General features: G+C 64.7%; 10 protein-coding genes. 2 read left to right on the top strand and 8 right to left on the bottom strand.

Features of this window, described 5'->3' with window-relative positions:
• Positions 1–81 precede the first annotated feature (81 nt).
• On the top strand, positions 82–1,680 hold the full coding sequence (locus tag ACQGNJ_RS06240; RefSeq protein WP_426688375.1) for a GMC family oxidoreductase: 1,599 nt from the start codon (positions 82–84) through the stop codon (positions 1,678–1,680).
• An 8-nt stretch (positions 1,681–1,688) separates the two neighbouring features.
• Here the strand turns inward: ACQGNJ_RS06240 and ACQGNJ_RS06235 are convergent, their stop codons facing one another.
• Together ACQGNJ_RS06235 and ACQGNJ_RS06230 are read right to left on the bottom strand one after the other, a co-directional pair.
• Complete coding sequence (locus ACQGNJ_RS06235; protein WP_426688374.1) at positions 1,689–3,620, bottom strand: M48 family metallopeptidase; 1,932 nt, start codon at positions 3,618–3,620, stop codon at positions 1,689–1,691.
• A gap of 48 nt (positions 3,621–3,668) precedes the next feature.
• Positions 3,669–4,256 (bottom strand): LemA family protein, encoded by a 588-nt coding sequence (locus ACQGNJ_RS06230; RefSeq protein WP_426688373.1) that lies wholly within the window; start codon positions 4,254–4,256, stop codon positions 3,669–3,671.
• A 55-nt stretch (positions 4,257–4,311) separates the two neighbouring features.
• Between ACQGNJ_RS06230 and ACQGNJ_RS06225 the strand changes: the two genes are divergently transcribed.
• A complete protein-coding gene (locus ACQGNJ_RS06225; protein WP_426688372.1) occupies positions 4,312–5,625 on the top strand; it encodes a serine hydrolase domain-containing protein in 1,314 nt (437 codons plus the stop codon).
• Positions 5,626–5,694: 69 nt separating this feature from the next.
• On the opposite strand, the gene ACQGNJ_RS06220 is transcribed toward ACQGNJ_RS06225, so the two are convergent.
• The 6 genes from ACQGNJ_RS06220 to cysD all read right to left on the bottom strand — a co-directional run bounded on the left by ACQGNJ_RS06220 (position 5,695) and on the right by cysD (position 12,850).
• Complete coding sequence (locus ACQGNJ_RS06220) at positions 5,695–6,738, bottom strand: energy transducer TonB (RefSeq protein WP_426688371.1); 1,044 nt, start codon at positions 6,736–6,738, stop codon at positions 5,695–5,697.
• Positions 6,739–7,099: 361 nt separating this feature from the next.
• Entirely contained in the window at positions 7,100–7,651 is a 552-nt protein-coding gene (metJ, locus tag ACQGNJ_RS06215; RefSeq protein WP_426688370.1) for a met regulon transcriptional regulator MetJ, read from the bottom strand.
• 740 nt (positions 7,652–8,391) lie between these two features.
• Positions 8,392–8,787, bottom strand: a complete 396-nt coding sequence (gene gcvH, locus ACQGNJ_RS06210) for a glycine cleavage system protein GcvH (RefSeq protein ID WP_426688369.1) — start codon at positions 8,785–8,787, stop codon at positions 8,392–8,394.
• Positions 8,788–8,887: 100 nt separating this feature from the next.
• Positions 8,888–9,988 carry a glycine cleavage system aminomethyltransferase GcvT gene (gene gcvT, locus ACQGNJ_RS06205; protein WP_426688368.1) on the bottom strand — a complete coding sequence of 367 codons (1,101 nt, stop codon included), beginning with the start codon at positions 9,986–9,988 and terminating at the stop codon, positions 8,888–8,890.
• Positions 9,989–10,070: 82 nt separating this feature from the next.
• Positions 10,071–11,933, bottom strand: coding sequence for an adenylyl-sulfate kinase (cysC, locus tag ACQGNJ_RS06200; RefSeq protein WP_426688367.1), 1,863 nt, complete (start codon positions 11,931–11,933; stop codon positions 10,071–10,073).
• Positions 11,933–12,850, bottom strand: a complete 918-nt coding sequence (cysD, locus tag ACQGNJ_RS06195; RefSeq protein ID WP_426688366.1) for a sulfate adenylyltransferase subunit CysD — start codon at positions 12,848–12,850, stop codon at positions 11,933–11,935. The genes cysC and cysD overlap by 1 nt, the downstream gene beginning before the upstream one ends.
• Positions 12,851–12,967 lie beyond the last annotated feature (117 nt).

The following is a 12,967-nucleotide window of genomic DNA, read 5'->3' as shown; positions in this document are numbered from 1 at the left end:
CGGTCCAGACTCACTTCGCACTTCCAGCGTGGGGCGCGGCAAGCCTAGCACGCGGTCACATTCACTCCGGGGCAGCCATCGATGGACCACTACGACTACATCATCGCCGGCGCCGGTTCGGCCGGCTGCGTGCTGGCCAACCGGCTCAGCGCCAATCCGGCCACGCGCGTGCTCCTGCTGGAGGCGGGTCCAACGGACTGGAACCCGCTGATCCACATGCCAGCGGGCATCGCGCGTTTGGCCAACAACCATCGCCTCAACTGGAACTACCGCACCGAAGCGCAGCCCGCACTCAACCAGCGCCGGCTGTGGTGGCCGCGCGGCAAGACGCTGGGCGGTTCCAGTTCGATCAACGCGATGTGCTACATCCGCGGTGTCGCCGCCGACTACGACCGCTGGGCTGCAGCTACCGACGATCCGCGCTGGTCGTGGGACGCGGTGCTTCCCTGGTTCCTGCACAGTGAAGACAACAGTCGCGGAGCCAGTGCGCTGCATGGCGCCGGCGGTGCGCTTGGCGTGTCCGATCTGCGCCACAGCAATGTGTTGTCACACGCGCTGATCGAGGCCGCCGGCAGCGCCGGCCATTCGCCCAACGCAGACTTCAACGGCGCCACCCAGGCCGGCTTCGGCCTGTACCAGGTGACCCAGCGCGACGGCGCGCGCTGCTCGACGGCGGCGGCGTTCCTGAAACCGGTACGCGGGCGCGCCAACCTGCAGGTGCGCACGCACGCGCTGGTCGAGCGTGTGCTGATCGAACACGGACGCGCCGTCGGCGTGCAATGGCGTCATGGTCGGCGCGAAGCCGAGCGGGTCGAGGCGGGCGAGGTGATTCTCACAGCTGGCGCGATCAACACGCCGCAATTGCTGATGCTGTCCGGCGTAGGTCCAGCCGACCATCTGCGCGAGCACGGCATCGGCGTAGCGGCCGACTTGCCGGGTGTCGGCGGCAACCTGCAGGACCATCTGGACATCTGCACGCTGGACGGCAACCCGAGCCGGGTCAGCTATGACCACCTCAACGAGCTGTCCACCGGTCTGCGCTGGTGGCGCCACCGCGACGGACCGGGCAGCTCCAACGTGGCCGAAGCCGGCGGCTTCGTGCGCAGCCGTTTCGCCGTCGACGAACGTTGCGACCTGCAATTCCACTTCGTGCCGGCCCTGCTCGACGACCACGGCCGCCATCGCCTGCCCGGCTACGGCTACACCTTGCACGCCTGCTATCTGCATCCGCGCAGTCGCGGCCGATTGCGCCTGAAGTCGGCCGATCCGGCGCAACCGATCGCGATCCACGCAAACTATCTGGGCGACCCGGAAGGCCATGACCTGAAGATGATGATCGAGGCGGCGCGACTATCGCGCGAGATACTCGATCAGCAGGCCTTCGCGCCCTACCGTGGCGCACCGGTCTTTCCCGAGCGAACCATCAGCACCGACGCCGAGTACACCGACTTCATCCGGCGCAAGGCGGAGACCATCTATCACCCGGTGGGCACCTGCCGCATGGGCACGGACGACGCGGCGGTGGTCGACAGCGAGCTGCGCGTGCGCGGCATCGAGGGATTGCGCGTGGTCGACGCCTCGGTGATGCCGAGCCTGCCCACCGGCAATACCAACGCGCCCACCATCATGATCGCGGAGCGGGCCAGCGCATTGCTCCTGGGTGGGGACGGAGGACGTTAAGTTGCAACTTAACGTCCTCCGTCCCAAGGCGGCACCGGGCAGTGCAGGCTGGCGCAAATCACCCGCAACAGTTCGGCCTCCTCCACGCTGACCTGGCCGTCGGCACGGATGGCCAGCAGCAGACTCTGGATCAGCAGTTCCTTGGCGACCGGCAGCAAGCCGTCAAGGTCGGCCAGCGCGCGCTCGAACGGCGCCTGCCAGGCGACAGGCGGCGGCGCCCAGTGGATTGCCTCGCCAGGGAAGGCCTGCTGCATCGCCAGCAGCCATGCACGACGCGCACCCGCCTCGTCCGAACAGCCGCCCGCCGCCACGATGGCGCACACCATGCTTACGCTGCCGCGACACGCGGGCAGTTTTTTCGAACCATCGAGCGGCGTGCGTCGCGGCTGCTCCGCTTCAAGCAATTGCAGGCGCAGCAAGCGGGCCAGGCAGTATTCGTTGAGATCGACCCTGCCATCGGCGTTCACCACCGCATCGAGCGTGGCCAGCAGCGTCTGCCGGCGCCCCGACGGCAGTTGCTTCAAGGCGGGAAAGGCCAGCGAGGCCAGCGGCAGACGAGCCATCGGTGACAGCGCCGAAAGTTCACCAGCGAAGTTCTGCACCGAATCCTGCACGTCGTCACCGAACGCATCGGCGACGATGCGCCGTTGCGACGGCTGCGGCTCGGCCGCCGAGACGGCCAGCGCCAGCACGACGGCAAGCGCCGACTCTGGCTGCTGCACGGCTTCGCTCAACGTCGCCGGAATCGCCTGCTGCAACGCAGCCGCCTGCCGGAATGATGCCGCGCCATTCGGCTTCATGCCCGCACCGGCGGCGCTCACCGCTCCGACCAGCACCGTCGGCGAGACCGGCCGCAAGTCGATGCCCGGCGCGCCACCGTGGCTCATCGGCGCGGTCACCGGCAGCGGGCTGGCAGGCGGCGCTGCCGCGCGCTGCATGGCCACCCCGATCCGGATCAGCTCCTCTTCGCGGAAGCCGGGCTCCAGTACACGAATGCGTTGCAGCAGCGGCGGATGGGTGGCGAACAGCGCATTGAACTTGCCGGCCTCGCCGAACAGCATGTGCGCCACTTCCTGCTTGTTCGCCACTTGCAGGCGCGAGCCCTCGCCGAGCACCGCGATCTTCTTCAAGGCACCGGCGATGCCATCGGTCTGGCGGGTGAACTGCACCGCCGAAGCATCGGCGAGCGATTCGCGCGAACGCGACACCGCGGCCTGGATCAATCGCGCGAAGAAATAGCCGATGTAACCCACCACGATCAGCGCCATACCGATCAGCACGACCTGGCCGCCACCGCCGCCGCGCCGGCTGCCGCGACCACCGCCGAACCAGATCACCCGACGCCCGACAATCGCCAGCACCAGGATGCCGAACAGCAGGCCCATGAGGCGGATGTTCAGCCGCATGTCACCGTTGAGCACGTGGCTGAATTCGTGCGCGATCACGCCCTGCAGTTCGTCGCGAGTGAGTTGATCCAGACAGCCCCGGGTCACGCACACCGCGGCATCGGAGGCGGAGTAGCCGGCGGCAAACGCGTTGATCCCGGGTTCCTCGGCCATCAGGTAGATGTCCGGCACCGGCACGCCGGCGGCGATCGCCACTTCCTCGATCACGTTGCGCAATTGCCGCAACTGCGGCTCGCGGGTATCGGTGGGCACGATCACGGCGCCGACGCTTTCGGCGACCGTCTTGCCGCCGCCGGACAGGCTCATGATGCGGAACATCGAACTGAGGCCGATGCCGGCGATGACCGCCAGGCTGCTGGTGAACAGCAAGGGCAGGTTCGACTTCAGCGGCTCGCCGTCAGCCGGGTGATGGCCCAGCGTGAACCACACCACCGCATCGATCGCCGCCACGATCGCGATCACCGCCAGCACGAACAACAGCACCAGGCGTCGGCTGCTGCTGCGCACGCGAGCCTGCTGCGCAAAGAAATCCATGGAGACTCCCGGGCATGCGCCGTGGCATCGGCCACGGCACAACGGCGATCAGCTGAAGGAAACCTTCGGCACGTCACGCACGGCAGGATCCTCGATCTTGAGCGGCTCGGCCGCGGCGAAGCCGAAGCTGTTGGCCACGAACGAAGCGGGAAACACTTCGCGCTTGTTGTTGTAGGTCAGCACGGCGTCGTTGTACGCCTGCCGCGCGAAGGCCACGCGGTTTTCGGTGGAAGTGAGCTCTTCGGACAACTGCATCATGGTCTGGTTCGCCTTGAGGTCCGGATAGGCTTCCTGCAACGCGAACAAATGACCCAGGGTTTGTGTCAAGGCATTTTCACTGCTGGCCAGTTGCTGCATCGAGGCCGGATCGCCCGGGTTGGCCTTGGCGCCGGCCAGACCGCTCACCGCGGCGTTGCGTGCCTGCACCACGGCCTCGAGAGTACCGCGTTCGTGGGCAAGGTAGCCCTTGGCCGTCTCGACCAGGTTCGGGATCAGGTCGTGACGTCGCGTCAACTGCACATCGATTTGCGCGAAGGCGTTCTTGTAGCCGTTGCGGGAGGTAACCAGTCCGTTGTAGATCGCCACGAAGTACAAGACAATCAGAACGACGACAATCAGAAAAATGATCGGACCCATAGCCAGACTCCCCACCCTGAGGCGTATCCCCACGCCGGAACCTGATCAGAATACCATGCAGTTTCAGAAGATTTTCCTGCTGCTCACAGGCGCCTTCGGGCTGGCCTGCGCGCCGCTCTGCGCCCATGCGGCAGCCGCCTCCGCGACAAGCACGCCAGCTCCTACCAACGTCAGGGTTGCTCCGCAAAAACTGCCGCCGCAACGCGTCAAGCAAACCCTCGCGGACTATCAGCGCTGGCTCAATCGCATTGCGCAGCGCGACGCCGTCGCCGGACTGGCGACCGCCGTGGTGATAGATGGCAAGGTGGTCTACGAAGGAACCATCGGCTACACCGACGCCTCCACCAAGGATCCGGTCACGCCACAGACCGTGTTTCGTCTCGCCTCGCTGTCGAAGGCATTCGCCACCGCCATCACCGGACTGCTGGTCAACGATGGCAAGCTGGGCTGGGATACCCGACTGCAGGACGTTCTCCCGTACTTCAAGCTGAAGGACGTGCAGGCTGCTGCGCAGGCAACCGTCGGCGACATTCTGGGCCAGCGGCTCGGCTTGCCCAGAAATACCTACGACAACATGCTCGAGGGCGATACCTCCTACGAGGAGCTGGTGCGCAAGCTGGACGAGGTCGACATGGTTTGCGGCGTGGGCCAGTGCTACGGCTACCAGAACGTCGCCTTCAGCATGATCGGTGACGTGGTGCTGGCACGCACCGGCGACTTCTTCTACCACCAGGTCGACAAGCGGATCTTCTATCCGCTGGGCATGACGACCGCGAGTTATGGCCGCGCCGCACTTGAATCCAGCAAGAGCTGGGCACGACCACATCGTGCCACCAGCCGCGGCTGGATCCCGTTCGACCCCAACGAGACCTACTACCGGGTGGCGCCCGCGGCTGGCGTGAACGCCAGCCTGCGCGATATGGAGCAGTGGCTGATCGCCCAGATGGGCGGTCGCCCGGACGTGCTTCCGATTTCAGTGCTGGATGTATTGCATACGCCAGGCGTGGCCACGCCCAGCGAACTGCACGCCACGCCCTGGCGCCGTGCGCGGCTCACCGGCGCCCACTACGCGATGGGCTGGCGCGTGTATGAGTACGGCGGCGAAACGCTGATCTATCACGCTGGCGCCGTGGCCGGCTATCGCACCATGATCGGCTTCTTCCCGAAGTATCGCGCTGGCGTGGTCACCTTGTGGAACTCCACCGGCCCGACCCCCAGCGGACTGATGCCGATGGTGTTCGACGACCTGCTCGGCCTGCCCCACGTCGACTGGGCCGACATCGAGGGAACGGCGAGAACGACTGCTCCCGCAAAACCCAAGCTGAAGCACAAGCCAAGAGTGCGCCACCGGGCCGTCCGCAAACGTTGAGTTTCATCGTGGCAAAAAAAACGGCGCATGCAGAACATGCGCCGCCTTTTCATCCATCGCCGCCGCAGGTCAGAGCTTGAACTCGATCCGCTGCTGCTTGACGCTGGAAACCGCCGTGCCGTCCTTCATCGCCGGCGTAAAGCGGTAACGCTCCACGGCATCGATGGCAGCACGGTCGAACACGTGGCGTGGCTGCGACTCCAGTACCTTCACGTCGCTGGTCTTGCCATCCGGATCGACGGTGAAGGTGACCACCACCCAGCCTTCCTGGCGCGTGCGCATGGCGGCGGTGGGGTAACGTGCCGGAGCGCCTTTCACCAACACCGCCGCGGCGGTGGCGCCGGCCGAAGCCGACTGGCCACCACCGGTAGTTGCAGCACCAGTCGAATCGGCCGGATTGTTCGTTGACGCCTGCTGCGCCTGTGGCTGCTGGGCTGAACGCGACTGCTGCGCCTTCTGCTGCTCGGCTGCCAGCGCCTTCTGTTGCTCTGCCAGCTGATCGGCAGCCGCCTTGTCCGCCGCCGCCTTCTGGGCTGCCAGTTGCGCAGCCTTCTCCTGGTCCACGGCCAACTGCTGCTGCTTGTCCAGCGTCTTGCGCTGCGCGTCCAGCTTCGATCGCAGGATGGTCAGGGTGAAATTGGCGGGGTCCGCCTTTGCCAGCAGATCGATCTGGCGTTGGGCGTCGACGAAATCACGCGAGTTGATCGCCTGCTCCGCCGAATTGGCCGCGAACGGGAACGTCTCACGCAAGGCATCCGAAGCCACCTGGTTGCCCGGGTCCTTCTCCAGCACGCGCAGATAGAACTCGAACGCATTGTTGCCGGCCGGCGCCAGGTAACGCTGCTCGTTCATCGCCGAGCGTGCTTCGGACAGCAACTGGTTGAGATCCATCTCGGCAACGTTCGCCGGTGGTGGCGCCGCCCGCGTCGCGGTGGACACCGGAGTGGACGGATGCCCACCCGAGTCGGCCAGGACCAACTCCTGGTGCGGCTTGATGATGAGGAACCACGCGCCCACGGCAAGCAGGACGACGATGGCGATGATGGCGATGATGGTGGGCCGAACGGCCCCACGCGCATGCCGGCGCGTTTCTAGCAGGTATCGGGTATCCATGGTCTCTCACTGAGTGTCGACAGATACCCGCGCTTTTTCCCCCTGTACACCCAGGAGCGATGAATCCCCCGGATTCACCGCGGCGCGGATATGCAGAAGGTAACTCCAATGACACAGCACGGCAAATGGCACGCTGAATCAGGACGGGCCCCGGAACGGGGTCGCGCCGAACGGCAAGCCGTGCAGGAGTGCGCCGGAGCGGCCGCGAACCACGCCAGCCATCGTGGCGACGATTTTCCCCTTCCTGAAACGAAGCGTCCCGGCCAGGCCGGGACGAATCTTTCGAAGTGCTCTCCCCGCGCTGGGCACCGCAGGGAGAGAAGTCGATTGCTTGTCTTATTGTTGGGTACCGCGGGTTGGCTTACTTCTTCGCTTTGGCTTTGGCGGTCTTGGTGGCCTTCACCACCTTGGCCGGTGCAGCTTTCTTGGCGGCAGCCTTCTTCGGCGCAGCCTTCTTCGCAACTTTCTTCACGGCAGCTTTCTTGGCAGCAGCCGGCTTCTTGGCAGCAGCCTTCTTGGCGGCCGGCTTCTTGGCGGCAACCTTCTTGGCTGCAGGCTTCTTCGCTACCGGCTTCTTGGTGGCGACCTTCTTGGCGGCAACCTTCTTCACGGTGGATTTCTTGGCGGCGGCCTTCTTGGCGGCCGGTTTCTTTGCAGCGGGTTTCTTGGCAGTGGCCATGGTTCGTCTCAGCTCCTCATCAGTTGGCAGTGGTTGCCCAGTAAAAGCGTGCAGGAACGCTTCGACCAACACGTCACTGTTGGTAGCGTGCCGAAGATTGTTCACTTGACGGTGGGTGCGCAAATCAGAAAGCCGCCGCAATACATGCAGCGGAATCGAGACAGTGATCTTGCGTACTGCATTGGCCTTTTCACCGTGTTCGACGTACGGCTTGATGAATTTGGTTGTCGCCATAAAACGCATTCCCCGTGATCTGTTGCGAAAGCTATCCCTGAAGATTTCTGGTGTCAATTGATTTCAATCATGAAATCCACCCGTCCAGCTTCCCGCAATTGCCCCGGAAGCCCCATGCCACGGGGGTCGCGAGACGTCATGGCATAAATCAATCAGACGTCCATACTTCCAAACGAATTTTGATCAAAAAGTGATCAATGCCTTGAAACCCTTGTCCTGCAACGTTTTCCACATATGCCGCATGAGGCTCGTGAAAAAACGATGCGAAGAAGAACGTGTTCGGCACCGGACTGTCGGGGCACCAAAAGGGCACCGCCCGCAGATGAATGGGACGCTACTGAAATATTTTTCCGGGGCTGCCGAAAGTTCGCTTCCTCCCCGCGCAGGACGCCTTCGGGACGGCTCTCTGGTCGACCGATCAAACCACGAGTCGGACGCCGAGCGTCATGGAAGGGCATGCGAGTTGATGCGATTCCGGTTCGACGGTTCGTCGCCGATTTGTGCCAGCGCCATCCCCGCCCGGAAAATTTCCGCGGAAATTTTCCGCGTTGGCTTCACCGGATTTTCGCGACGCCGTCGAAACGATGCAGCATCTGCCACCGTCAGCGCAGGCCAGGCGAATCGTTTCGCGCAAACCCGCCTCGAAGGAGCTGATCGAGCGCTCCGGTTCCGCCGCGGCCGTTCCAAAAAAAAACCGGCCGCGAAAGCGGCCGGCGGGAGAAAGCTCAATACCGCAGAACTCAGTGATCCTCGCTCTCGACCAGGTCCTGGTAGTCGTTGGCGTCAAGCAGCTCGTCGAGCTCGGCGCGATCGCTCGGGCGCACCAGGAAGATCCAGCCTTCGCCAAAGGCGTCTTCGTTGATGGTCTCCGGCTTGTCGTTGAGCAGCTCGTTGACCTCGACGATTTCGCCGGAGACCGGCGAGTAGATGTCCGAAGCGGCCTTGACCGACTCCACCACGGCGGTGCCGGTACCCGCCTTCACTGCCGCACCGATTTCAGGCAGCTCCACGTAAACCAGGTCGCCAAGCTGACCCTGGGCGTGGTCGGAGATGCCAACCCGAACCAGGCCATCGTCTTCGACACGGGCCCACTCGTGGGATTTGAGAAACTTCAGATCGCCGGGAATCTCGCTCATGATCGGGGTCCACTTGATTGGGTTGGGTTGCAGGCGGTGATTCTAGCCAAATCCGCCCGGGGGAAAAATGTGCCGCAGCCGGCACACCCGCATCGACGGCTCAGACGCCGTCGCAGGGTTTGCCATCGCGCACGAAGGGGTATTTCACCAGGCGCACGGGGACTTCACGACCCCGGATGTCGACGCGCACTTCGCCAGACGTCCCGGCCGGAATGCGTGCGAATGCCACTGCCTTGTTCAGGGTCGGCGCGAAGCTGCCGGAAAGAATCTCGCCTTCGCCATTCGAGGTCAGCACTTTCTGGCCGTGGCGCAGCACGCCCTTCTCGTCCAGCACCAGCCCGACCATCACACGCGGCACGCCGTCAGCCTTCTGCTGCTCCAGCGCCGCGCGGCCGATGAAGTCGCGTCCCTCGTCGAGCGCGATGGTCCAGCCGAGGTTCGCTTCCCACGGCGTGACGGTCTCGTCCATGTCCTGTCCATACAGGTTCATGCCTGCTTCCAGTCGCAGCGTGTCGCGCGCACCGAGGCCGGCAGGCACGACGCCCACGGCAGCGAGCGCTTCCCACAAGGCGACGGCATGCTCCTGCGGAACGATGACTTCAAAACCATCCTCGCCGGTGTAACCGGTGCGTGCGACGAACAGCGGCATCCCGTGCGGCCCCTGCGCCGCGGCGGCGGCGAACTTGCCCAGCTTCTCGATGCGCGACCGGTCCACCTCGTGCAGCAAGCCCAGCACCTTGGCGCGCGCGGACGGACCCTGCACTGCGATCATGGCGAACTCCGGACGCTCCTTCACCTGCACTCCGAACGCCTGCGCCTGGCGCTCGATCCAGGCCAGGTCCTTGGCACGGGTTCCCGCATTGACCACCAGCCGGTAGAACTCGTCGCCCAGGTAATAGACGATCAGGTCGTCGATCACGCCGCCGCGCTCGTCGAGCATGCAGGAGTACAACGCCTTGCCGTGCACCTTCAGTTTGTCGATGCTGTTGGCAAGCAGGTGACGAAGGAACTCGCGGCTACGCGCACCGTGCAGGTCGACCACGGTCATGTGCGAGACGTCGAACATGCCTGCGGCACGGCGTACCGCGTGGTGCTCCTCGATCTGCGAGCCGTAGCTGATCGGCATGTCCCAGCCACCGAAATCGACCATGCGCGCGCCGAGCGCGCGATGGGTGGCATTGAGTACGGTCTTCTCGGTCATCGCGACGCTGCCTTGCGGGGAGGGAATGAATCATTATCCCCGCCGACACCAGCCAATCCAAGCCATCCGTGGCCGTTGCGGCTCAGCCCAGGCCGGGCAAGCCTGCAATCACCTGTTCGGCGAGCACCTCGACACGCTGGCCATCGGCCAGCAAATGGACCTCGGCCGCCTCGGGCCTTTCGTAAGGCGCATCGATGCCGGTGAAGTTGCGGATCGCGCCAGAACGCGCCTTGCGGTAGAGGCCCTTGGGATCGCGTCGTTCGCATTCCTCCAGCGAAGCGTCCACGAACACCTCGATGAATTCCCCCGGCTCGAACAGCTCGCGCGCGGAACGCCGTTCGCCGCGATACGGCGAAATCGCGCTGACCAGCACGATCAGTCCGGCATCCACCATCAGGTGTGCCACTTCGGCGATGCGCCGGATATTCTCCACGCGGTCCTGCGGCGTGAAGCCCAGATCCTTGTTGATGCCGTGACGCACGTTGTCGCCGTCAAGCAGGTAGGTGTGGCAACCCAGCGCATGCAGGCGGCGCTCCACCAGATTCGCAATGGTCGATTTGCCCGCGCCGGACAGCCCGGTGAACCACAGGCACAATGGCTGCTGCCCCTTGCTGGATGCACGCACCTGCTTGCCGATGTCGACATGCTGCCAATGCACGTTGGACGAGCGCCTCAGCGCGAAATCCAGCATGCCGCAGGCCACGGTCGCATTGCTCTGGCGGTCGATCAGGATGAAGCCGCCCAGGGTGCGGTTGTCGGCATAGGGCTCGAACGCGATCTCCTCGTCCAGGCCCAGCGTGCAGCTGCCCACCTCATTCAGCACCAACTGGCGTGCGGCAAGCTTGGCCTGGCTGTTGACGTCCACCTTGTGCCTGATCGACATCACCCGCGCGCTGACCGTGCGGGTGCCGAGCTTCAGCCAGTAGCTGCGATTCGGCAGCATGGGCGCATCGCCCACCCATACCACGTGGCAGGCGAACTGGTCCGCCACCTGCGCCGGATGCCGTGCATCGGCAATCACGTCGCCACGGCTGACATCGATGTCGCGATCCAGGCATAACGTCACCGCCTGCCCTTCGCCGGCCTGAGCCAGGTCGCCATCGGCCGTGACAATGCGCACAACCCGCGCAAGTTGCCCGCCGGGCTGCACCATGATCTCGTCGTCGCAGGCCAGGCGGCCGCCGCAGATCGTGCCGGCGTAGCCGCGAAAAGCATGATCAGGGCGATTCACCCATTGCACCGGCATGCGGAAGTCGGCGGCGCGGAACGGCGCGGCATCAGCCGACTCCAGCAGTTCGAGCAGGCTGCCACCGGCATACCAGGGCATCCGCATCGAGCGTGACCCCACATTGTCGCCGCTCGGCGCCACCACCGGCAGGCAGTGCACGCGCTCGATGCCGAGGTTGCGCGCCAGCTCCCGATACGAGGCGGCGATCGCCTCGAAGGTGGCCTGGTCGAAGTCGACCAGATCCATCTTGTTCACCGCCAGCACCAACTGACGAATGCCCAGCAGGGTACATATATAGGTGTGTCGCCGAGTCTGCGTGAGCACGCCCTTGCGCGCATCGACCAGCACCACGGCCAACTCCGCGTTGGAAGCGCCGGTGGCCATGTTGCGGGTGTACTGCTCGTGGCCCGGACAATCGGCCACGATGAAGCTGCGCCGCGCGGTGTGGAAGTAGCGGTAGGCCACATCGATGGTGATGCCCTGCTCGCGCTCGGCGTCCAGGCCATCGGTGAGCAGGGCGAAATCGAGCATGTCGCTGCTGGCGCCATGCTGCCGGCGGCTGTCGCGTTCGAGCGTGGCCAGCTGGTCGTCCGGCAACATGCCGGCATCGTACAGCAGCCGCCCGAGCAGGCTGCTCTTGCCGTCGTCCACACTGCCGCAGGTGATGAAGCGGAGCAGTCCCGGCGCGGCTGGCTCTGCAGTCAGTGGCTCGACCATCAGAAGTAGCCTTCCTGTTTCTTGCGTTCCATCGAAGCCGATGGGTCCTGATCGATCACCCGCCCCTGCCGCTCCGAACTGCGCGAAAGCACCATTTCCTCGATGACCTTGGCCAGCGTATCGGCGGAGGATTCCACCGCACCGGTCAACGGGTAGCAGCCGAGCGTGCGGAAACGCACTTCGCGCATCTGCACGGATTCTCCCTCGCGCAGCACGAAGCGCTCATCGTCGACCATGATCAGTGCGCCATCGCGCTCGACCACCGGTCGAGGTTTGGCGAAGTACAGCGGGACGACCTCGATGCCCTCGCGCTCGATGTAGCGCCAGACATCCATCTCGGTCCAGTTGGACAGCGGGAATACCCGCACGCTTTCACCCTTGCGGATGTGCGTGTTGAAGGTGTGCCAGAACTCCGGCCGCTGTTGGCGCGGATCCCAGCGATGCCGCGCGGTGCGGAACGAGAACACGCGTTCCTTCGCGCGCGACTTCTCTTCGTCGCGTCGCGCGCCGCCGATCGCCGCGTCGAAGCCATGCTCGTCGAGCGCCTGCTTCAGCGCCTGGGTCTTCATCACGTCGGTATGCACGGTGGCGCCATGGATCAGCGGCGAGATGCCCTGGCGCACGCCATCCTGGTTGATGTGCACCAGCAGGTCGACCTCGCCGCTGGCTGCCAGCCGGTCGCGCAGCGCGATCATCTCGCGGAACTTCCATGTCGTGTCGACGTGCAGCAGGGGCATCGGCGGACGCCCCGGGTGGAATGCCTTGCGCAGCAGGTGCAGCAGCACGGCGGAGTCCTTGCCGATCGAATACAGCATGACCGGATGCCGGAACGCCGCCTGTACCTCGCGCAGGACGTGGATGCTTTCGGCCTCGAGCACGTCGAGATGCGATTGCTGCGCGATGGCGTCTTTGCTCATGACATGAAACCGTGGATGGCCTGGGCGCGGACGCCAGATCGCGTGTCGCTGGTCGGGCATGTTACGCGAGCGCGACACGCCCCCCAAAATAACCTTGGCGCTGCATGCCCTGCGCGT

Origin of the sequence: Rhodanobacter ginsengiterrae, assembly GCF_050026815.1 — a bacterium.
Taxonomy (GTDB): domain Bacteria; phylum Pseudomonadota; class Gammaproteobacteria; order Xanthomonadales; family Rhodanobacteraceae; genus Rhodanobacter; species Rhodanobacter ginsengiterrae.
The sequence above is the reverse complement of the archived record's forward strand: the minus strand, read 5'-3'. Positions and strand labels throughout refer to the sequence as shown.